Source organism: Pseudoneobacillus rhizolycopersici (assembly GCF_054786815.1).
This window is the reverse complement of sequence record NZ_JBTOOE010000005.1, coordinates 143,036-162,976: the sequence shown is the minus strand read 5'-3', so window position 1 is coordinate 162,976 and position 19,941 is coordinate 143,036. Positions and strand designations below refer to the sequence as shown.

The following is a 19,941-nucleotide window of genomic DNA, read 5'->3' as shown; positions in this document are numbered from 1 at the left end:
ATCTTAATAGTAAAAAAGTTGTTATGATAAATAATATAAATAACGAGTTCGCAATGGGAGGGAAACAGGATGGAAGAGTTAAAAAAGGCTTTTGAAGAAATGAAGAAGGTCATCATGATGAATAATGAGAAGCTTGAGCATATTGAGCATCGATTGGATCGCCTTGAGAAAGTAGATAGTATTGAACATCGTGTGGCTGTGAATCAAATTGATTTATCTGATATTAAAGAAGCATTAGAAGAAATAAAGGAAAATTATATATTTAATGGAAATGATGAATTTAAATCCATCCATAAAAGATTGGATTCCCATTTGATTCGAATAGCGAGAGTAGAGGAAGATATTATCATTTTAAAGGAAAAAGAGAAAGATAGATAGTTCCACCTAAATGGGTAAGGGGAGTTACCAATGGTGTTCAAATTAAATATATTGACCAGTGTGGATGTGGCGGTCATGTTTTACGAGTGTGGAAACAATAAAAAGTCGGGACAATATCTCCCGACTTTTATTTATTATTTTATCCAATCTCTTGCTAACAAGCTGTAGACCATTAAGTCGTGATAATGGCCATATAGGTTTTCACCATCACGAATGGTTCCTTCATGATAAAATCCCAGTCGCTCAGGAATGGCTCTACTCTTTCTATTTGCAACACCACAGCGTATTTCCACCCGATTAAGCTTCAGTTCAAAAAAAACATAATTCAACAGAGCCTGCACGGCCCTTGTAATAATCCCTTTTCCTTGATAGCCTTCACCAAGGTAGTAACCAATCGAAGTTAGTTGATTTTGCCAATCAATCTGGTGAAGACCGATTGCCCCGACCAATCTTCCTCGATAACGAATTCCTAAATTAACTCCCTGATTATCGGCAAATTGCTTTAACCAAATAGGAATAATGGAATGATATTGTTCGGGTCCTAACATAGCGTCGACCCATGGCAGCCATCTGCGTAAATGATATCGGTTATTATCAACTAACTGAAATAACTCATTAGCATGATGAACCTGGAATAATTGCAATTCTATTTCATTATCTACTTTTAACGTAAACAAAATTCTACCTCCTCTTTATTGATTTTCTATTGGTGTAATGGCAGAAGTATCGAAAAAGTTGTTTTGTCGGCATTTGATTTGCAAGTAATCAGACCTTTATGTTTTTCAATAATTTCACTACATACAAATAGTCCTAAACCAGTTCCAAGTTTTTTGGTAGTAAAAAATGGTTCAAAGATTGTTTGTTGGTACTCTTCCGGAATCATTGGACCATTGTTTGTGATATTTATTTGGATAAACGAATTTGGAATAAATCTTGTATCGATTTCGATCAACGGTTCCTCGGTTGGATGATGGCAAATAACATCAGTCGCATTAAAAATAATATTGATGAGGACTTGGCGGATTTCATCTATATAGCCGTGAAGGTTAACATCTCTCTCAAAATTCTTAATGATTTTCGCCTTTGAATCGAGGATACTTGGATATAAAAAGACCAAAACTTCCTCTATTAGTGTATTTAAACTAAAGGTTGTCTTTTCTTTTCCAATCAGCTCTTTTTTCGATAACAATAAGAATTGGGAAATCCTAAAATTTAATTGCTCAAGCTCATTAGTAATAATGTCTAAATATTTCATCTTAGGATATTCCGATTGTATTAACTGAATAAACCCTTGAATAGAGGTTAGCGGGTTTCTAAACTCATGAACGAAACTAGAAGTCATTTGGCCTAATAGAGTTAAGCGGTCCTGATGCGTGGAGTCAATTACCTGTGTTTTTTCTGCAATAATTTTGTTTTTTATATCAGTATATGCGGACACAGCATAAAACAAAAATCTATCAAATGCATAGTTAATCCGATTGATTGACTCCTGTAATTCAACCCAGTCCAGTTCAGATTCTACAATATGTTTATACACGATTGATCTACCTAAACTGACATTAAAGACAAAATCCCCGATATTAATATTGGCTTGAACTCGTTCTGTGGCTGTTTCGGTAGCCAATTTTTTTAACAGCTGTTCAAGATGAGTTTCAGGTACTATTAGTATTTGATACAAAATGTCAAACATCGCTTCACCATTTTTATAAATATGGTCCATAAATGGATCTTCAGTTGAGACGATAATTTGACTGTACCATTCATTTAAAAGCTGTTCTTTCCGGCTTAATAAAAAGTCCACTAAGTTCAATCTCGTTTCCGATTCCATGTTAAACCTCCAAATATTGCGAAACAATTTAATGTTTCTACGTTAGTAATACTATTCGAGCAAATTACGCATTTTCCTTTATCGACTTTTGTAGAATTTTAAGAAGTTATGGCGAAAGTCGATAAATACTTTCTTTATAAGCAACTTTTTGTTGAAAAAAAGAAAAACAACAGAGAATTACTGTTGTTTTTCCTCGAAAAATGGCTCAATATGGATAAAAGCATTTTGAACCTGATGTTTTTCTTTGAGAATCTTTTCAATTTTTTCAGTAATTTCATGGCTCTCGATGACATCTAGACTTGGATTGACATGAATGGTTGTCTCGAGAAAAATATGATTCCCATGCATTCTCGCTTTCGTATCTGAAACATTTTTTACCCCAGGAGCCTTCTGAATGGTTTTTTCTATTTCAGTTAAGTGTTCCTGGTCAAATCCGTCGGTTAAGGTTAATGTGGCATCATGGAAAATACTCCATGCTGTCTTACAGATAATAATACCAACAACTACTCCTGCTGAGCTATCTAGAAAGGGAATCCCAAGATATGTACCAATAATCCCAATAAAAGCTCCAATGCTCACAAAGGCGTCTGAGCGATTGTCATAGGCTACTGCCTTAATGGAAGGACTTTGGATTTTCAACGCTAACTTAAGGTTATATCGATATACTCCATACATGATTAGTGCAGAGACGATTGCTGTCCAGGCAGTAATCCAGTCAGGAGTGGTATTCCCTTCATCGAATAAGCTCTTAAATCCACTAATAATAACATTTAATCCAACAGACATCATGATAAAAGCTGCAACAAGTGAAGAAATTGATTCAGCTCGGTTATGCCCATATAAATGATTTTCATCAGGTGGTTTGCGAGCGATTTTTAATCCTATCAAAACTGCTACGGAGGCTACGATATCGGTTGAATTATTTAAACCATCAGCCCAAAGTCCTTCCGAATGACCTATTTTTGCAATAATTAGTTTGAATAAAGCGAGGAAAATATAGGCGAAAATACTTAACCACGCTCCACGTTCCCCAGCTTTCAGTTGGTTTGATGCTTCCATAATGAACCTCCAATAATTTTTCGCATCTAAACTTTATCAAAATAATACTAAGTGGGTCTATAGAAACAATGTCACCTTATGGCATGTCTATTGTAATCAGTAAAATAATTTGACTGGGGTAAACAAACTTTTTGCTTGTAAAATAGCCCCATTCATTGTATAGTCAATATGTTAATAAAATATGATTCCACTAGGGGAGCCTTTTTAAGGCTGAGAGTGAGCGTTTGAGTTCTAACCCTTTGAACCTGTTAGTTAATGCTAGCGTAGGGATGTGGTTTGATGGATAGAAACAATGTGGACCATCTAAACCGTCCAGCATTGTTTTTTTTGTTGGACAAAAAACTTAAGCCGTTACAACAGTGGGTTTGCCAAACGTTTCTCAAGGAATAAGGGGGAAACGAGAAAAATGAAACAAAACAAAACATTATTTTTAGTAGAGATTGCCATTTTCACAGCGCTTGCATTTTTATTAGACTTAGTTTCTAACTTTGTCTTTTCAAGAATCTGGCCGCAGGGTGGTTCAGTGTCGATTCAGATGGTACCTGTGTTTTTAATGGCATTTCGCTGGGGAATTAAAGGCGGCGCTTTAACCGGATTTTTATTGGGATTATTACAATTTATCCTTGGCTATTCACAAATTTATACACCTATCCAGGGAGCAATCGATTACTTAGTAGCCTTTACCGTTCTAGGTCTTGCTGGCCTTTTGTCCAATAAAGTGAAGGCTGGATTAGAGTCACAAAATAAAGGAAAATGGATAGCTACTGCAACTTTTGGAGTATTCATTGGAAGTGTCTTAAGATTTTTAAGCCATTACTACACCGGAATTGTCTTTTTCGGAGAATATGCACCTAAGGGGCAGCCGGTAGCGCTTTATTCATTAATTTATAATGGAACCTATATGTTACCAAGCTTTATATTATGTGCAATTGTTGTTGTTCTTGTAATCAGTGCAGCACCGAAAAAGATGCTAAATTAATGATTAGGAAGTCAAACTACGGTTTGGCTTTTTTATTTTATGACAATTTTGCAACATTTTAATTATACAATCGATTATTGCATGCTATCTAAGAAAAAAAACATTGAATATCATTCTCATTAGTGTTATAAAGAAAGAGAATCATTCTCATTTAATTAAAACACAAACAAGGTGATTAGGATGTTAGCGCAATTAAAAACAGGTGAAAAAGCCATTATTTCTGATATATCTAATACGGATGCCCTCGTGCGTCGACGTTTACTTGATCTAGGTATTATGGAGGGCTCGCTGATTTGTATTAAATGTATTATGCCCTTCGGTGGACCTTATATGTTAGAGTACTGTGGCCAATGTGTCGGAATTCGTCGTAAAGAAGCGAATCAAATTGAAGTGGAGAGATTATAATGGAAATTGCGCTTCTAGGAAATCCTAATACTGGCAAAACCTCATTGTTTAATCATCTAACCGGTTCCTATGAATATGTAGGCAATTGGAGCGGCGTAACGGTGGAGAAAAAAGTCGGTTGGTTTAAGAATAAGAAAGATACCTTGATTGACCTACCCGGTATATACACGTTAAACCCACTATCTAAGGATGAAGGGGTTGTGACTAACTACTTTCTTTCAGAACATCCGGATAAATTATTAAATATTATTGATGCTTCGCAGATGGAAAGAAATCTTCATTTAACTATTCAGCTTTTGGAATACGAAAAACCGCTTACTATTGGCCTCAATATGATGGATGTTGCCAAGAACCGAGGTATTCATATCGATGTTGAGCGCTTATCGAAACGACTAGGAATACGAGTGACTCCTGTTATTGCTCGCAGTGGAAAAGGCTGCGAAACATTGGCGGAAGTCCTTCTAAATAAACATTCGAATAAAATGAACAAGTCATTGATCTTTTATGGTAATACAATGGAGGAATCCATTCTCGAGCTTGGTGAAATGCTTAAAGGAGAAGAAAAGCCTCCAACAAGATGGTTGGCACTCCAATTGTTCGAAGGTAATCCTTATGTAAGAGAATATCTGGAAAAAAGAATAGATAAGAAAGTGTTGAACCAATTTGTTCAAAAGGTCGAGCAGGCAGTGACAACAATCGAAAAGGCAAAATCGCTTGACCAATTTATTTATCAAAAAAGAAAAGCAGTCATTCAATCAATATTAGGCGAAGTCATCTCAGTTGCGAATCCTAACCATACTCCGTTATCCGAAAAGGTCGATAAAATTGTCACGAATAAATTTTTAGGTATGCCGATTTTTTTATTGCTGTTGTATTTGATGTTTATGCTGACCTTCAACTGGCTTGGATTTCCGCTTTCAGACCGGTTAGATGCTTTAATTTCCGGTCCGATCACCGATTGGACCATTAGTCTATTAGATTTCCTTGGAGCATCTGCCTTTTTACATTCCCTTATCGTCGATGGAATTATTGCTGGTGTAGGCGGGGTTATCGTCTTCGTGCCACAAATTTTTATCCTATTTTTCTTTATATCGTTATTGGAAGATTCGGGTTATATGGCGCGTGTAGCTCTCGTTATGGACCGCATAATGGAGCATGTTGGTCTGAACGGAAAAGCATTTATTCCGATGATGATTGGTTTCGGTTGTAACGTACCCGGAATCATGGCAGCGAGAACGATCGAAACACCGAAAGAACGATTATTAACCATCTTGTTGACACCTTTAATGTCATGTTCAGCTCGCTTACCTGTTTATGCGCTATTTGCTGGATCATTTTTTATGAAACAAGAAGCGTTAGTTGTATTATCCTTATATGTGTTAGGTATTGTGGTTTCACTCATTCTAGCAAAACTTTTTTCTAAAACTATCTTAAGCTCTGAAAGTTCGTTATTTGTTATTGAACTTCCACCATACCGTTTACCACAAGGGAGAGCCTTATGGCGAAGTACATGGGACAAAGGAAAAAGTTTTGTGAAAAAAGCCGGAACATTCATTTTTGCTGGTTCTGTTTTTATTTGGCTCCTTTCCTATGCTGGACCTGGCGGATTGGATGTTGCGATGGACGATAGTTATTTAGCGGCAATTGGCGGTATTTTTGCACCCCTTTTAGAACCGATAGGCTTTGGCACTTGGCAAGCAGGTGCATCCCTTTTAACAGGTTTTCTGGCAAAAGAAGCGATTATTTCAACGATGAATATCATTTATTTTGTACCTGATGAAGCCTCCTTACAGGGCATTTTAGCAACAACTTTTACACCATTGGCAGCATACAGTTTTATGGCCTTTATTTTATTATATATTCCTTGCTTAGCAACGGCTGCAACGATTTACAAGGAAACTGGCTCGAAGAAATGGACTGGTTTCTCCATTGGCTATGCATTAGTGATAGCCTATATTATTGCATTAATCATTTACCATGGCGGAAAGCTTTTAGGTTTTTCATAATTTTTTGTAAGGTGGGGAAATCCTTATGTTAGGAAATATTCTGATTGGCGGCGCAATTTTTGGCTATGCTAGCTATGCCCTCGTTCGTTTTATTAAAAAAGCACAAAAAGGCAAATGTGCGGCCTGTGATATACGTGAATCCTGTCATAATCCTTGTGGGAAAGAAGATTTTATGTCTTAAAAATTGATACGATTGTTTTTCTTGGTGTAAAATTACTCTAAAAGCGCTAAGGGATTGAGATTAAATGACTAGAGATGAAATAATCGATCTAGTAACCGAACATTTACGTTTAATCCGGTTGGAGGCAGATTACACCCAAGATAAGATGGCTGAGATTATCGGATTATCGAAAAAAACATTGGTCCAAATTGAAAAGGGTCGGGTTCCGGCAAGTTGGTCAACAGTGGTGACTGTATGTGCTTTGTTCCGTGATTCCGAAACGGTTAGAAATTTCCTTGGAGATCAACCTTTAGAAGTACTGGAGACTTTAGCCAGATCAGATATCGAAATTCGTAAAGAACGGACTCTCGGTGGTAAAGTGTGGTGGAAGGAGCTGGCCAATCATGGAGGCTTTATCCTTCAACAAAACCTTATAAGCCAGCATTATCGGATTATCGATGAAGAAGCGTTTCGAATCTTCAGCAGCTTCGATGAGGAATCGGCACGAAAGAGATTTGCTGAAATTAGTAAGAAATGAATATTATTGAGATGATGCCAAATGACTAGTTTGGCATCATTTTTTATTTCGTTATGCCAATTGACCATTAACCCCCATATCAGTAGTGGATAATTCGAACTATTTAGAAAACGAATACGCAGAGGTGATTTCTATGGAAAGCAATAATAAGATTCGGGTCCATCCAATTATCAAAAAATGCATGAAGCATCTCGATATTCTCGAAACCGATGATAAAACAAAACAAATTGTCTATATGTATATGGAAACTCTGCACCGGGAGCTAGTGCAGAGGGAGAAGGATCGGGTTGCAGGAGAGTAGTGTATGGGGAATGGAAAGGGGGCAGGTATGGTCGAGATGAATAGGGGTTAATTTGTGCCCGTCCTCAATAATACTGTGACGAATAGGGGGTAATTGTGCCCGGCAGTAGCTAATGGGGTCACGAATAGGAGCTAATCATACCCGACTCCAGCTAAAGCGGTCACGAATAGGAGCTAATCATACTCGAAATCCCTTCAACTGGCCGGGAAAAGTCCAATAAAGACGGTTTATTAGACAAAACGAGTCCAAAGTGTTCGCTACCGGTCACGAATAAAGGTTAATCGTGCCCGTCCCTAGCAAAATCGGTCACGAATAGGAGCTAATCGTGCCTGACCCCAGCTAAAGCGGTCACGAATCAAGGCTAATCGTACCCTACCATAGCAAGGGCGGCCAAGTATAACATCTAGCCCTTAACTTTCCATAGAATTACGGATGACCTGTATTGCTCCACAAAACTATAAAAATCAAATAGACATTAATCTTCAATATAGTAAGAAGACCTTCCACATTCTACAAGCTTAAAATTTCGAAGCAATACCTTTCGAATTACCTTCTTTAAAACACCCCCACCAGACCAATCAAAAATAATGCTAGTTGTCATCTTAATCTCCGGAAATAAGAGGCGGAACGCTACAATATTTCTTAATATAGCAGAATCAACATCCTCAGCATGACCACAATTCTTACACCCAAATGTACATACATTAATTTGAACTAAATGAAAAGAACTACATTTAACACATTTGAATCCTTTTTTTATCCTTTCAAATCTGTACTTTGGTAATAGGTAACTTAATGGTGGTTTTGCTTGAATAGATAATAACTCTTCAATCATCATTTTGTGATTTTCTGTTAGGTCAGGAGTATACTGATTGAGTTTTCTTATATACCCATTTAGCTGGGTTGGTAATATCAGTTGTTTATTGACTGGGGCTTTATACAGATTAAAGTTGGGGTTAATAAAAACAATATATGAGTCTATTGGAATATTATAGCCAATACTTTGAAGTAATTTTTGAAGAAAATATTCTCTTTTTTGTAACTTGTGTAAAGGATTATCAATTTGAATATGAGTGAATTTGTACCATTTTTCTCCTTTTATATAGTAATCTCCCTCTTCATTAATAACTAAAAAATGAAACAATGTTTTTCCCGAATAGGCAAGAGCATCGACACTAAAAAATTGGTCTTCCATTCTAAACCAAAGCTTGTAAAAAATGCACCAATTAATAGAAAGATTTTTCAACCAGTTCTCACAATTTCTTCTCCCATCCAATTCCTTTAAAAGTTTTGGAAAATGCCTAATTTCTAAATCAGAAAGATTCCACCGACCGTTTAAAACCTTAAACTTCCTCAACTCCTCCGACTCTTCACAAGCAGTAACTAGCATGGCCCACACCCTCCCCAAAAATGTCCAGATAAGTACATATTATGGAAAGCCCCGTGTCCAGACAAGTGATTCAATAGATGTTCAATAAATCTACAAATATCTCATATCCCCTCAGCCCCTAGACCGAGTAAAAAACCATCACCAGTCGCTATTTTGCATTCAGCCCCTTTAGTATGATTAAGCTACCATATAATGAATAGGGGTATTGAAAAATGAAAAAATTCCGCGAAATTTTTCAAAATCGCACGTTTCGCCATCTTTTCTTTGCTACGTTTACGTCGCAGATGGGGAGTACGATTGGTTTAACGGCGTTTATGTTTTATTTGCTTGACCGCTTTTCCGACCAACCGGTATATGCATCAATCACTGAGTTAATGTTTTCTTTGCCAACGCTGGCTGTCTTTTTCTTAGTGGGGGTGTTTGCGGACCGAATGGATCGCCAAAAAATTGCCTATTATTGTGATTGGCTCAGTGCCGGACTTTCGTTAACTTTTCTGGTAGCCATCATAATTGGATGGATGCCATTTATTTTCTTTGTGTTGTTCACCCGAAGTGCTATCCAAAAATTCTTTTTTCCAGCTGAAAGTGCCATTGTCCAGGGAATTTTGAAAAAGGATGATTACACAACAGCAGCGGGCTTAAACCAACTAGTGATGAGTTTATTTATGTTATTCGGAAATGCGTTAGGTATTTTTGCTTATTGGTCTGTTGGAATATATGGGGCGATTATCGTTGATTGCATTACGTTTATCATTAGTGCCCTATTAATAAAAACCATCAATATTCCAGAGGAAGTTCGTTTACCGAATGGAAAGCATACATTTAAGGATTTAAACCTTAAATTAGTCATTAAAGACTTTAAGCTTGGGATCAATTATATATTTTCTAATAGACTGCTTAGAACATTATTAGTAGGATTTATCGTATTTGGGGTCGTCAATGGCGGTTTCTCCGTTATTCCGATCTTCATCTTGAAATATAAACTGGCACCAAACAGCTATGAGGAACTTTCCATTTGGGTAGGAGTAATCTTTGGCGTCGGTGTCCTCCTAGGGAGCTTTATCGCCTCCACACTATCTCAGAAGATAAAACTTTATCAAATGGTAATTTTTGGTCTATTGGTGACAGGCACCTTCGTCGTCCTTGCATCATTTGCAGAGAATATTTATTTATATTTGGGCTTACTGTTTGCCGCTTCGTTGGGGTTGCCGTTTGTGAATATTGGGATTGGCGGCTGGATGCCGAGTATTGTTGATCCAAAGATGATGGGGCGGGTCCAAGGCTGGATTAATCCATTGATGATGTTTGCGCAATCATTGACTTTAGGCGTAATTGCCGTTACCTATCCGAAAATGGTTACTGTGGAGATGTTATATTGGATGGTTGGTGGGTGTTTAATGCTTGTTGGGCTTTATTACTTAATTTCACTTCCAAAATTTTCACCTTCTGAGAAAAAATCCAAAAAAACCTCGCTATCTGAACAAAGTGCTATATAATATAGAGTGACCTCAGAGTCACTCTTTTTTTGTCATAAATTTTTTATCAAAAAAAATGAACGAAATGAAAGAACTAGCCGTTATATAAGGGAGAAACCAATGGATAGCGGGGAAAGCGAGGATGTAGATGGATGAGAAGAACCTAATTAAGTCAGCCTTGAAGGGGGATGCGACGTCATTTGCTCTCCTTTTTCACGAGAACTATCCATTTTTGGTAAAATACTTAGTTAAGATTTCCCTAAATATTGACTTGGCCGAGGAGATTGCCCAAGAAACAATGGCAAAATGTATGGAGAAACTCCATTTATTTAACGGGAAATCTAAGTTCTCGTCGTGGCTGATAACGATTGCCACTAACGTTTATTTTGATTATTTACGTAAAGAAAAACGGGAAAAAAATTGGCAATTACAAGAGCAGGCTTTTCGAAAAATTAAATGGCAGTTTGAAAGTCGTAATGAGGAATGGAACGATGTGTTATCTGCCCTAGGAAAATTATCTGAAGAAGTAAGAATTCCGATTATTTTAAAACATTATTATGGTTATTCTTATGAGGATATTGGTCATATGATGAAACTCTCTGCTGGAACAATCAAATCAAGAGTACACAACGGGATTTTAGCAGTTAGAAAGGAGTTAAAGCTTGATGAAGAGGTCAAAAATCATTCCCTTGAAAACCGATCAACTAATTGACAATCATACAATAAATAAGATTTCGGAAGGACTTGATTCTTTAGATCGTTTGCCTGTAGAGACTCCAAGCCAAAAATGGTTCGAGCAATTTGTCATCGAACAGCAACGGTTAGCCAAGGAAAAATGGCGCAAAGAGCTCTTGCTGTTTTCGCTAATAGCGATTTTTATCTTATCAGTAGTTATTTTTTCACTATATCAGATGCCGATCATTTTTATTGTTCTTCAAGGTATCGGAATTGCCACCATCATTATTTACAGCATGATTTACATCAAAAAGCAGGTGAAACCTGATGAACGTTGAACCAACTATTGGGTTAATTTTCATTGTTGCCGTTATTTTACTAAGTCAAAGTATCTTTTTGTTTTTAAATGCCAGAAGGTATCAGCATAATTATTGGTTATGGGGGATATTGGGGTTAATCCAGGCGCCATTCCCGACCATTGTTTATTTAGTATTTGTAAGGAGAGTATGGGATAAAGAACGTCGTTTTGGCAATGGGTAAAGGTTGGTGAAGGGTGTAATGGAAAAATTAAAGGTACTACTTGTGTTTATTGCCGTTATCGGGCAAATACTAGGAATTATTTTGTTGTTTATTAATGTAAAAGTGGCGATTGCCGCTTATATTTTATATGCAATTGCGATTTTTGCTGTATTTTTTCTACTAGTAAAAGATAGACGAAAAGAAAAAAAGGAGGACGAAGAAAATGATTATCGTGACTACTGATTTTGTACCAGGTAAAGAAATTAAGGAATTCAAAGGGTTTGTAAGGGGAAATACGGTTCAATCGAAACATATTGGGAAAGATTTGCTTGCAGGATTACGAACAATTGTCGGTGGGGAAATTAGTGAATATACGGAAATGATGGATGAGGCTAGACAAAAGGCTATTGCCCGTATGGTGCAAGATGCGGAGAGCAAAGGTGCCAACGCAATCGTTGCCATGAGATTACAATCAGCTGCCGTTATGCAAAACACTTCTGAAATTATTGCCTATGGAACAGCGGTTGTAGTTGAATAAAAAATAGTTTGACACTTCAACTTGTTTGGTGATAATCTAACAAAGGAAGAAAAAAAAGGAAAAGGAGGGTTACAAAATGTTGTTAATTAGATCAAAAGCAGTAAAAAATTCATACAACTTAACAAACGTAACCTTATCCTTCATGTTTCTCTAAAATGGACTTTTTTGGTATACATAAGGGCACAGGTTTCGTTCAAGCGTGACGTGTGCCTTTTTTATGTCTATTTTTGGTTTTCCAAGACATACCGCATACAAGCGGTGTGTCTTTTTTTATTATAAAAAGGAGTGAACACACATGAAACTTTTAACCATTTGTTTATTAATTTTTAGAGCTAGGAATCTAGATAGTGGGTAGTTGTTTGATTATGAGAGGAGTGAGGAAAAATGTTATCTGTATTTAGGAAATTAAGTTGGTTTTTTAAAGAAAATTGGAAGCGATATACAGTTGCAATTATTTTATTAACGATTGTTGGATTTATTGAAGTGATTCCGCCAAAGCTCATCGGAATGGCAATAGATGATATTCATCTTGGGTCAATGACGACGACCAAGTTATTTCAATATATCGGAATATTTATTGCCATTACGGGTTTTACTTATGCGATTACCTACACTTGGATGTACCAACTGTTTGGTGGAGCATTTTTAATCGAAAGAAAGCTGCGCTCCAAATTTATGGGACATTTGCTAAAAATGACACCGACTTTTTTTGAAAAAAATCGTACTGGGGACTTGATGGCACGGGCGACAAATGATTTAAAAGCGATATCGGTGACAGCGGGGTTTGGAATTTTAACTTTATTAGACTCCAGCGTTTGGATGCTGACAATTCTTTTTACAATGGGGTTTTTCATTAGTTGGAATCTTACCCTTGCAGCAATTATTCCACTGCCGTTAATGGCCATTATTATAAAAATTTATGGCGAAAAAATTCATGCACGCTTTATGGCTGCCCAGGATGCCTTTGGAGACTTGAATGACCGTGTATTAGAATCGGTTGCCGGTGTCCGTGTGGTCCGCGCCTATGTCCAGGAAAAGGCTGATCAAAACCGTTTCCACACGATGACTGAGGATGTTTATTTTAAAAATATAAAGGTTGCCCAAATTGATTCGTTGTTTGATCCGACGATAAAAGTGCTTGTCGGGTTGAGTTATATTATCGGTTTAGGTTATGGGGCTTATCTTGTATTTAATCAGGTGCTAACTTTAGGTGAACTCGTTTCATTTAATGTTTACTTAGGGATGCTAATTTGGCCGATGTTTGCCATTGGTGAACTTATTAATATTATGCAAAGAGGAAATGCATCACTAGATCGTTTGACAGAAACCTTGTCCTATAAAGAAGATGTCGCAAACCCAACAGAACCGGTTACGATCGATAATCCAGATATAATTCGTTTTCAGGATGTTACGTTCAGATATCCATCTTCGAAGCAGGATAATCTGGTTGGCGTTAAAGTTGACCTACTTCAAGGAAAAACTCTTGGGATTGTGGGGAAAACAGGTAGCGGTAAAACAACCTTTATCAAGCAACTGTTAAGGGAATATCCTACTGGAAGTGGTGAAATTTCGATTGCCGATGTTGATATTACCGATCAACCGTTGGAACAAGTTCGAGGATGGGTCGGTTATGTCCCACAGGATCATTTTCTTTTTTCAAGAACGGTAAGGGAAAATATCTTGTTTGGGAATGAAGCGGCAACAGGAGCTGAGCTTGAGAAAGCTATTGATTTAGCGGCATTCCGTAAAGACTTGGAAAATTTACCTGAAGGCTTAGCTACTTTAGTTGGAGAAAAAGGAGTTGCTCTTTCCGGTGGACAGAAGCAGCGGATATCGATTGCGCGAGCATTAATAAAAAATCCAGAAATTCTTATTCTTGATGATTCCTTGTCTGCCGTAGATGCAAAAACGGAAAAGAAAATTATTGAAAATATCCGGGATGAAAGAAGTGGTAAAACGACTATCATTACGACTCACCGGATGTCGGCTGTTTCACATGCAGATCATATTATTGTGTTGGATGAAGGGAAAATCATGGAGGAAGGTACACATGAGCAATTAATGGCTGGGGGCGGCTGGTACAAGGAGCAATATGTTCGCCAACAAGCCGAAAGTGAAGTGGAGGAAGAGGAGGTGCACTCTTCATGAACAAAGGAAAACGCTTATTACAATATGCGTTAATTTATAAAAAAATTATCATCGCTGCATTAGTGATGTTGACGATTTCAGTTGGGACTGAACTCGCCGGACCATTTGTTGCGAAACGAATGATTGATGAGCATATTTTGGGGATTGAGTCAAAATGGTTTGAAACGACCAGTGGAAAGTCATCGGTTGAATTCAACGGAAAGCTTTATAAACGAGAAAAATATTTCAATTCAGGTGAGGTGAAAGGGGAGGAAGCCCGAATCCTTCAAGTTGGTCGCCAATTTGTTTTTGTAGATGGCGCTATCGCTTTTGACGGAGAACGATCCTTAAAAAACAACTCACTCACGATTAAAGGAAAACAAGACACAGCCCATTACCAGGTACAGATAATCGAAGGAAAAAGCTTGTTTTCCTTTTATCAGCCGGAAATTTCAAAAATTATTACGTTATTAAGTATTTATTTTGGCTTACTAGTTGTGTCTGCATTTTTTCAATATTGGCAACGATATCTTTTGCAAAAATCCGCCAACCGAATTATTCAAAAAATGCGCGAGGACGTTTTTGCGCAGATACAACGTCTGCCAATTCAATATTTCGATAATCTTCCTGCTGGTAAAGTTGTCGCCCGCGTGACCAATGATACGGAAGCGATACAAAATCTTTATGTAACGGTGCTGTCGACGTTTTTTACAAGTACGATTTATTTAACCGGAATCTATATTGCCTTGTTTATTTTAAATGTTAAGCTAGCAGCTATTTGTTTATTTTTAATACCGATATTATTTATCTGGATGCTCGTTTATCGAAATTTTGCTTCGAAATATAATCACGTTATTCGCTCGAAGGTAAGTGACATCAATGCGATGGTTAACGAGTCTATTCAAGGAATGAATATTATCCAAGCATTTGGGCGTGAAAAGAAAACCGAAAAAGAATTTGAAACATTAAATCATGAGCATTTTACGTTTCAAAATAAAATGCTACGCTTAAATTCGTTAACCTCACATAATTTAGTTGGGGTTTTACGAAATATCATTTTTGTGGCGTTTATCTGGTATTTTGGCGGTGAAGCCATCTCGACAACTTCTGTCATCTCTTTAGGGGTGCTGTATGCATTTGTTGATTATATTAACCGTTTAATTCAGCCAGTTCAGGGTATTGTTAACCAATTGGCCAATCTTGAGCAGGCACTTGTTGCCGGTGAGCGCGTGTTTAATCTACTTGATGAACCGGGAATCGATGTAAATAAAGAGGAATTGGCTCGTTATAAGGGGAATGTTAAGTTCGACCATGTTTCTTTTGGCTATAAAGAAGGGGAATATGTGTTAAAGGATATTGATTTCGAAGCGAAACACGGTGAAACGGTCGCGCTTGTTGGTCACACTGGCTCTGGTAAAAGTTCCATCATGAATTTGCTATTTCGTTTTTATGATTGCCAAAAAGGGAAGATCGTCATTGATGGTCAGGATATAAAAGAGATGTCGCGCCAAACCCTGCGTCAACACATGGGAATCGTTCTACAGGACCCATTCCTGTTCACCGGAACAATTGCTTCAAATGTTAGCCTGGATGATCCATCTATCACTAGGGATATGGTTGAAAAAGCATTAAAGGATGTTGGCGCTGATAAAGTGTTCAAACATTTGGAAAATGGATTTGATGAACCGGTGATTGAAAAGGGAAGTACATTATCGAGTGGGCAACGACAATTAATTTCGTTTGCGAGGGCGTTAGCGTTTAATCCTGCCATTTTAATTTTAGATGAGGCGACTTCAAGCATTGATACGGAAACGGAAACCATAATTCAGGAAGCGATGGATGTGTTGAAAAAAGGGCGAACTACCTTTATAATTGCTCATCGACTATCAACGATACGTCATGCTGATCAAATATTAGTTTTAGATCGTGGTAAGATTGTAGAAAAAGGGAACCATGATGAACTAATGGAAAAACAAGGTAAGTATTTTCAAATGTATCAGCTTCAACTTGGTGGTGCAACGCTAGCCGGATAAAATAGGATTTCACAAAACTTTCACCTTTTGGACACTAAATTGAAATATTTTCATATTTTTAGCCTTGATTATTATGGTAATTTTAAAATGATAATGGGATAATTTTTGACCAAGGGGTGGAAGTAATGGAGCAATTCTCAGTTACATTAGTGATTTCAAGTATTATGATTTTAACTTATTTTATTGGTTATACAATTATTAAAGCATAATGAAGCTGTGAAACGTAAATCATGATAAAGCCCCCTATTGCTAGGGGGCTTTAGCCATTTGTATTCAGTTTTTGATTTTTATATAATTATCTTTGGTAGCCGCCTAATTGTTGCTCAGCCATTTGAACTAAACGCTTAGTGATTTCTCCACCTACAGAACCGTTAGCACGAGAAGTTGTGTCTGCGCCAAGATTAACTCCGAACTCAGTTGCAATTTCATACTTCATTTGGTCTAGAGCTTGTTGAGCACCGTTTACTAAAAGTTGGTTTGAGTTGTTGTTACTTGCCATAATCTGAACACTCCTCTTGATGTTTTTTGGGGTTAGTATGGAATTGAACCATAGGTTTTGAACCTTGCCACCTTGGCCTAACCCGTAATCTCATGTAGTAAGCTGCTTGGATGGATGGGCTTGTGTTGCTTTGTACTAACTATTATGCTAAGTTTTTTCAATGCTATTCACGAAAATAAATAGGTAATTTCTTCCGTATTGGAGTTTCTTAAAATTACACAACCTAACTGTAAATAAATAAAAAGGGGATTGTGTATAATGGCGATTTGTCCTCTATGCAACGGTTTTGAACAAATTATCAAACAGTGTCAATGTGGTGGTAGTATGATGGATACTGGAAGAGTAATGGATTATTATGATGATTACAGTGCTTATATGGAGATTGATCAGCTTAAACTCGAGGATGGATACCGGAACAGTTACTCACAACATCAATGTCCACATTTATTTACTTGTGAAAAATGTTTACAAGATGAAATTATTTTTATTAAAGAATAATAAAAAACAGCCAGAATGCCTGGCTGTTTTTTAATTTAACGGATTCGTAGTTCCGTTTCTGTGTCAAAGAAATGAGTTTTATTCATGTCTATGGCTAAGTCTAGGACATCACCTGGTCGAATTGTAGAGCGTGCATCCACACGAGCAATAAAGTCTTGACCGCTGATGCTTGAATATAACATGGTTTCCGCACCGGTTAATTCTGCTACTTCAATTTTGGCACTGATTTTTGTACCCATAGAGGCCTCGATGAAAACCGGTTCATCATGAATATCCTCGGGTCTTACACCTAAAATAACCTCTTTACCAACATATCCTTGGTCACGCAGAGCTTTCATTTTTCCTTCCGGAATGGCGATGGTTGTATCGGCTAAGATAAATTTGCCGTCTGCTACTTTTCCTTTTAAGAAATTCATCGCTGGAGAACCGATAAAACCGCCAACGAATACATTTTCAGGTTTTTCATAAACGTCCTTTGGTGAACCAACCTGCTGAATGATTCCGTCCTTCATGACGACAAGACGAGTGGCCATTGTCATTGCTTCGGTTTGATCATGCGTTACATAAATAGTAGTTGTTTGTAAGCGTTGGTGTAGCTTTGCAATTTCTGCACGCATTTGTACACGTAATTTAGCATCTAGGTTGGAAAGTGGCTCGTCCATTAAGAATACTTTAGCGTTACGAACGATGGCACGACCTAAAGCAACACGCTGACGTTGCCCCCCCGATAGCGCTTTTGGTTTTCGATCAAGATATGGTTCTAGACCAAGAATTCTAGCCGCTTCATTTACCTTGCGATTGATTTCATCTTTTGGAATTTTACGAAGCTTTAAACCAAATGCCATATTATCACGGACGGACATATGAGGATATAAAGCATAGTTTTGGAATACCATCGCAATGTCACGATCTTTTGGTGCAACATCGTTGACACGTTTACCATCGATGTAGAAATCTCCTTTGGAGATTTCCTCAAGACCAGCAATCATTCGCAGCGTTGTGGATTTACCACATCCGGAAGGACCAACGAAAACGATAAACTCCTTATCCTGGATATGTAGATTGAAATCACTAACTGCTGTAACCTTATTATCATAAATTTTATAGATATGCTCTAATTTTAATTCAGCCATTTAAAAACCTCCTAGAAGAGTATTTTTCATAGTTCTAGTGTACCTAAATAAAATTTTTACCAATATAGACAAAGTGCACAAACTTGCTTTGGCTACTTTTATGCACTTTGTCATCTTTCTTGTTCAAACAGGATACAAGCTAAATATACGGTTATAGTGGAATAAAACTCCTTTAATGGAATTCCAGTTTTGTCAGTAAATTTATCAAGACGATATTGAAGGGTATTCCGATGAATGAATAAGTTTTTGGCTGTGAGACTGGCATTCATATTATTTTGTAAGAATTCCTTTATCGTTGAAAATAGCTCTGGATCATCCTTGAAAACTGGAAGAATTTCTTTTTCCATCATTAATCGTAAAGGATTTGGTAAATAATTTATGATAAAGTATGGAGTCACCTTTTCAAAATAATAAAGTTTTTCTTTTTTGCTGGAGGTGATCGCGAAATGAAACAGGGCCATTTCCTTTTGGACTACCTTTAATAATTCGTGAGTAACGGGACGAAATTTTCCTATATAGAAATAGGGATCAACAAAAAAGTCAACTTTAAGAGTTTCATTCATCGAGATGAAGTCTGTTTCAGTAAGGGATAATTTATTCTTTGGCTCAATAATTATTCCTTTCCTTGTATTCTCCCAAATTACCGTAATGTTTGTACTAAAAAAAGCTTGAAGAGCCGCTTCAAAATCCAATTGGCTAATTTCTGTATTTATCCATTGAAAATAAATCAAGCGATATTCATCAGTTATTTTGCTGGGAGGAATTGGACCGTTTCCAAATAAGAAGGAATACCAGTGTTTCGCCATTTCGTTAGAAAAAATAGTCGTATGACCGGTCTTATAATAATTAAAAAGCGAACAAAGGAGAATGAATTGATTTTCTAACAAATCGTTTTTAGGAATACCAACCCAATGGTTTTGTTCGGAGTCTGTAAACCAATGGTAGTTACCAAAGTAATCATCTGGTTTTTCAGTCGATGTAATTGCATTAGGGTATAGTGAATAAAGTTTCTCTAACATATATGCCCTCAGTTAGTTTTTTTAAATCTATTATATCAATTTTAACAAGAAAAGAGGACCTCACCAAGAAAGTGGGTCCCTCATTTGAAATTATCTCGGGGGTTCCTCCGGATGGAGGTCCCTAGCTTCTTCAATATTTGTGGAATCTTCCCGCATATGAACGGAGCCTCCCGACATTCCTTCATTAATCATTCTGTCGACATCTAGAGCGACTTTATCCTTACCTTCAAAAAGTGTATCCGGAATAAAACCATCACTATGCTTCTTTCCCAAATGAATAACCTCCTTTTCATTAGCTATTTTCTCAAAGAAGAGCAAATAACATACAAAAAGAATAATCCCCTTAAGTACTTTTCTGTTTTTTTTTAAAATATACATACC

25 protein-coding genes and 1 riboswitch are annotated in these 19,941 nt (G+C 37.1%); of the genes, 17 read left to right on the top strand and 8 right to left on the bottom strand.

Going from position 1 to position 19,941, the window contains the following annotated elements; translation table 11 throughout:
* Window positions 1–69 precede the first annotated feature (69 nt).
* On the top strand, window positions 70–378 hold the full coding sequence (locus tag ACX9YW_RS07890; RefSeq protein ID WP_460344426.1) for a hypothetical protein: 309 nt from the start codon (window positions 70–72) through the stop codon (window positions 376–378).
* Window positions 375–479, top strand: a complete 105-nt coding sequence (locus ACX9YW_RS23900) for a hypothetical protein (RefSeq protein ID WP_495994931.1) — start codon at window positions 375–377, stop codon at window positions 477–479. Before ACX9YW_RS07890 ends, ACX9YW_RS23900 begins: the two co-directional genes overlap by 4 nt.
* Window positions 480–512: 33 nt before the next feature.
* Here ACX9YW_RS23900 and ACX9YW_RS07885 read toward each other — a convergent pair whose 3' ends face one another.
* The 3 genes from ACX9YW_RS07885 to ACX9YW_RS07875 form a co-directional block, all read right to left on the bottom strand.
* Window positions 513–1,055: a GNAT family N-acetyltransferase gene (locus tag ACX9YW_RS07885; RefSeq protein ID WP_460344423.1), complete on the bottom strand. Its 543-nt coding sequence runs from the start codon at window positions 1,053–1,055 to the stop codon at window positions 513–515.
* A 26-nt stretch (window positions 1,056–1,081) separates the two neighbouring features.
* Window positions 1,082–2,206, bottom strand: a complete 1,125-nt coding sequence (locus tag ACX9YW_RS07880) for a histidine kinase N-terminal domain-containing protein (protein ID WP_460344420.1) — start codon at window positions 2,204–2,206, stop codon at window positions 1,082–1,084.
* A 177-nt stretch (window positions 2,207–2,383) separates the two neighbouring features.
* A complete protein-coding gene (locus ACX9YW_RS07875) occupies window positions 2,384–3,265 on the bottom strand; it encodes a cation diffusion facilitator family transporter (RefSeq protein WP_460344417.1) in 882 nt (293 codons plus the stop codon).
* 182 nt (window positions 3,266–3,447) lie between these two features.
* A riboswitch (TPP riboswitch) is annotated at window positions 3,448–3,552 on the top strand.
* Window positions 3,553–3,671: 119 nt separating this feature from the next.
* On the opposite strand from ACX9YW_RS07875, the gene thiT reads away from it, so the two are divergent.
* The 6 genes from thiT to ACX9YW_RS07845 all read left to right on the top strand — a co-directional run bounded on the left by thiT (window position 3,672) and on the right by ACX9YW_RS07845 (window position 7,654).
* Window positions 3,672–4,244, top strand: a complete 573-nt coding sequence (thiT, locus tag ACX9YW_RS07870) for an energy-coupled thiamine transporter ThiT (RefSeq protein WP_460344414.1) — start codon at window positions 3,672–3,674, stop codon at window positions 4,242–4,244.
* Window positions 4,245–4,424: 180 nt separating this feature from the next.
* On the top strand, window positions 4,425–4,649 hold the full coding sequence (locus ACX9YW_RS07865) for a FeoA family protein (RefSeq protein WP_460344411.1): 225 nt from the start codon (window positions 4,425–4,427) through the stop codon (window positions 4,647–4,649).
* Window positions 4,649–6,655 (top strand): ferrous iron transport protein B, encoded by a 2,007-nt coding sequence (gene feoB / locus ACX9YW_RS07860; protein ID WP_460344408.1) that lies wholly within the window; start codon window positions 4,649–4,651, stop codon window positions 6,653–6,655. Before ACX9YW_RS07865 ends, feoB begins: the two co-directional genes overlap by 1 nt.
* A 25-nt stretch (window positions 6,656–6,680) precedes the next feature.
* A complete protein-coding gene (locus ACX9YW_RS07855) occupies window positions 6,681–6,836 on the top strand; it encodes a FeoB-associated Cys-rich membrane protein (protein ID WP_460344405.1) in 156 nt (51 codons plus the stop codon).
* Window positions 6,837–6,900: 64 nt separating this feature from the next.
* Window positions 6,901–7,353, top strand: a complete 453-nt coding sequence (locus ACX9YW_RS07850; protein WP_460344402.1) for a helix-turn-helix transcriptional regulator — start codon at window positions 6,901–6,903, stop codon at window positions 7,351–7,353.
* Window positions 7,354–7,486: 133 nt separating this feature from the next.
* Window positions 7,487–7,654, top strand: coding sequence for a hypothetical protein (locus ACX9YW_RS07845; protein ID WP_460344399.1), 168 nt, complete (start codon window positions 7,487–7,489; stop codon window positions 7,652–7,654).
* A 475-nt stretch (window positions 7,655–8,129) separates the two neighbouring features.
* Here the strand turns inward: ACX9YW_RS07845 and ACX9YW_RS07840 are convergent, their stop codons facing one another.
* Complete coding sequence (locus tag ACX9YW_RS07840) at window positions 8,130–9,011, bottom strand: nuclease-related domain-containing protein (RefSeq protein WP_460344396.1); 882 nt, start codon at window positions 9,009–9,011, stop codon at window positions 8,130–8,132.
* A 245-nt stretch (window positions 9,012–9,256) separates the two neighbouring features.
* Here ACX9YW_RS07840 and ACX9YW_RS07835 point away from each other — a divergent pair, with 245 nt between their 5' ends.
* From ACX9YW_RS07835 to ACX9YW_RS07800, 8 genes are all read left to right on the top strand, one after another.
* Window positions 9,257–10,540 carry an MFS transporter gene (locus ACX9YW_RS07835; protein ID WP_460344393.1) on the top strand — a complete coding sequence of 428 codons (1,284 nt, stop codon included), beginning with the start codon at window positions 9,257–9,259 and terminating at the stop codon, window positions 10,538–10,540.
* Window positions 10,541–10,667: 127 nt separating this feature from the next.
* The gene (gene sigY, locus ACX9YW_RS07830; protein WP_460344390.1) at window positions 10,668–11,231 is read left to right on the top strand and encodes an RNA polymerase sigma factor SigY; all 564 of its coding nucleotides are present in this window, start codon (window positions 10,668–10,670) and stop codon (window positions 11,229–11,231) included.
* Window positions 11,185–11,532, top strand: coding sequence for a YxlC family protein (locus ACX9YW_RS07825; RefSeq protein ID WP_460344388.1), 348 nt, complete (start codon window positions 11,185–11,187; stop codon window positions 11,530–11,532). Before sigY ends, ACX9YW_RS07825 begins: the two co-directional genes overlap by 47 nt.
* Window positions 11,522–11,734 carry a sigma-Y antisigma factor component gene (locus ACX9YW_RS07820; RefSeq protein ID WP_460344385.1) on the top strand — a complete coding sequence of 71 codons (213 nt, stop codon included), beginning with the start codon at window positions 11,522–11,524 and terminating at the stop codon, window positions 11,732–11,734. Before ACX9YW_RS07825 ends, ACX9YW_RS07820 begins: the two co-directional genes overlap by 11 nt.
* 18 nt (window positions 11,735–11,752) lie before the next feature.
* Entirely contained in the window at window positions 11,753–11,956 is a 204-nt protein-coding gene (locus ACX9YW_RS07815; protein ID WP_460344382.1) for a hypothetical protein, read from the top strand.
* On the top strand, window positions 11,937–12,251 hold the full coding sequence (locus tag ACX9YW_RS07810; protein ID WP_460344379.1) for a YbjQ family protein: 315 nt from the start codon (window positions 11,937–11,939) through the stop codon (window positions 12,249–12,251). Before ACX9YW_RS07815 ends, ACX9YW_RS07810 begins: the two co-directional genes overlap by 20 nt.
* Before the next feature lie 384 nt (window positions 12,252–12,635).
* Complete coding sequence (locus ACX9YW_RS07805; protein WP_460344376.1) at window positions 12,636–14,399, top strand: ABC transporter ATP-binding protein; 1,764 nt, start codon at window positions 12,636–12,638, stop codon at window positions 14,397–14,399.
* Entirely contained in the window at window positions 14,396–16,411 is a 2,016-nt protein-coding gene (locus ACX9YW_RS07800; protein ID WP_460344373.1) for an ABC transporter ATP-binding protein, read from the top strand. Before ACX9YW_RS07805 ends, ACX9YW_RS07800 begins: the two co-directional genes overlap by 4 nt.
* A 295-nt stretch (window positions 16,412–16,706) precedes the next feature.
* Here the strand turns inward: ACX9YW_RS07800 and ACX9YW_RS07795 are convergent, their stop codons facing one another.
* Window positions 16,707–16,910 (bottom strand): alpha/beta-type small acid-soluble spore protein, encoded by a 204-nt coding sequence (locus ACX9YW_RS07795; protein WP_460344370.1) that lies wholly within the window; start codon window positions 16,908–16,910, stop codon window positions 16,707–16,709.
* Between the two features lie 258 nt (window positions 16,911–17,168).
* On the opposite strand from ACX9YW_RS07795, the gene ACX9YW_RS07790 reads away from it, so the two are divergent.
* The gene (locus ACX9YW_RS07790) at window positions 17,169–17,408 is read left to right on the top strand and encodes a hypothetical protein (RefSeq protein WP_460344367.1); all 240 of its coding nucleotides are present in this window, start codon (window positions 17,169–17,171) and stop codon (window positions 17,406–17,408) included.
* A 35-nt stretch (window positions 17,409–17,443) separates the two neighbouring features.
* On the opposite strand, the gene ACX9YW_RS07785 is transcribed toward ACX9YW_RS07790, so the two are convergent.
* The 3 genes from ACX9YW_RS07785 to ACX9YW_RS07775 form a co-directional block, all read right to left on the bottom strand.
* A complete protein-coding gene (locus ACX9YW_RS07785; RefSeq protein WP_460344364.1) occupies window positions 17,444–18,541 on the bottom strand; it encodes an ABC transporter ATP-binding protein in 1,098 nt (365 codons plus the stop codon).
* Window positions 18,542–18,651: 110 nt separating this feature from the next.
* Window positions 18,652–19,560, bottom strand: a complete 909-nt coding sequence (locus ACX9YW_RS07780; protein ID WP_460344361.1) for a PucR family transcriptional regulator — start codon at window positions 19,558–19,560, stop codon at window positions 18,652–18,654.
* 90 nt (window positions 19,561–19,650) lie between these two features.
* Window positions 19,651–19,833, bottom strand: a complete 183-nt coding sequence (locus ACX9YW_RS07775; protein ID WP_460344358.1) for a hypothetical protein — start codon at window positions 19,831–19,833, stop codon at window positions 19,651–19,653.
* Window positions 19,834–19,941: the final 108 nt, after the last annotated feature.

Bases quoted from the DNA above. Each gene is read 5' to 3' on its own strand.
- ACX9YW_RS07890 (WP_460344426.1), top strand. From the start codon at position 70: ATGGAAGAGTTAAAAAAGGCTTTTGAAGAAATGAAGAAGGTCATCATG.
- ACX9YW_RS07880 (WP_460344420.1), bottom strand. From the start codon at position 2,206: ATGGAATCGGAAACGAGATTGAACTTAGTGGACTTTTTATTAAGCCGG.
- ACX9YW_RS07875 (WP_460344417.1), bottom strand. From the start codon at position 3,265: ATGGAAGCATCAAACCAACTGAAAGCTGGGGAACGTGGAGCGTGGTTA.
- thiT (WP_460344414.1), top strand. From the start codon at position 3,672: ATGAAACAAAACAAAACATTATTTTTAGTAGAGATTGCCATTTTCACA.
- ACX9YW_RS07865 (WP_460344411.1), top strand. From the start codon at position 4,425: ATGTTAGCGCAATTAAAAACAGGTGAAAAAGCCATTATTTCTGATATA.
- feoB (WP_460344408.1), top strand. From the start codon at position 4,649: ATGGAAATTGCGCTTCTAGGAAATCCTAATACTGGCAAAACCTCATTG.
- ACX9YW_RS07855 (WP_460344405.1), top strand. From the start codon at position 6,681: ATGTTAGGAAATATTCTGATTGGCGGCGCAATTTTTGGCTATGCTAGC.
- ACX9YW_RS07850 (WP_460344402.1), top strand. From the start codon at position 6,901: ATGACTAGAGATGAAATAATCGATCTAGTAACCGAACATTTACGTTTA.
- ACX9YW_RS07845 (WP_460344399.1), top strand. From the start codon at position 7,487: ATGGAAAGCAATAATAAGATTCGGGTCCATCCAATTATCAAAAAATGC.
- ACX9YW_RS07835 (WP_460344393.1), top strand. From the start codon at position 9,257: ATGAAAAAATTCCGCGAAATTTTTCAAAATCGCACGTTTCGCCATCTT.
- sigY (WP_460344390.1), top strand. From the start codon at position 10,668: ATGGATGAGAAGAACCTAATTAAGTCAGCCTTGAAGGGGGATGCGACG.
- ACX9YW_RS07825 (WP_460344388.1), top strand. From the start codon at position 11,185: ATGAAGAGGTCAAAAATCATTCCCTTGAAAACCGATCAACTAATTGAC.
- ACX9YW_RS07820 (WP_460344385.1), top strand. From the start codon at position 11,522: ATGAACGTTGAACCAACTATTGGGTTAATTTTCATTGTTGCCGTTATT.
- ACX9YW_RS07815 (WP_460344382.1), top strand. From the start codon at position 11,753: ATGGAAAAATTAAAGGTACTACTTGTGTTTATTGCCGTTATCGGGCAA.
- ACX9YW_RS07810 (WP_460344379.1), top strand. From the start codon at position 11,937: ATGATTATCGTGACTACTGATTTTGTACCAGGTAAAGAAATTAAGGAA.
- ACX9YW_RS07805 (WP_460344376.1), top strand. From the start codon at position 12,636: ATGTTATCTGTATTTAGGAAATTAAGTTGGTTTTTTAAAGAAAATTGG.
- ACX9YW_RS07800 (WP_460344373.1), top strand. From the start codon at position 14,396: ATGAACAAAGGAAAACGCTTATTACAATATGCGTTAATTTATAAAAAA.
- ACX9YW_RS07795 (WP_460344370.1), bottom strand. From the start codon at position 16,910: ATGGCAAGTAACAACAACTCAAACCAACTTTTAGTAAACGGTGCTCAA.
- ACX9YW_RS07790 (WP_460344367.1), top strand. From the start codon at position 17,169: ATGGCGATTTGTCCTCTATGCAACGGTTTTGAACAAATTATCAAACAG.
- ACX9YW_RS07785 (WP_460344364.1), bottom strand. From the start codon at position 18,541: ATGGCTGAATTAAAATTAGAGCATATCTATAAAATTTATGATAATAAG.
- ACX9YW_RS07780 (WP_460344361.1), bottom strand. From the start codon at position 19,560: ATGTTAGAGAAACTTTATTCACTATACCCTAATGCAATTACATCGACT.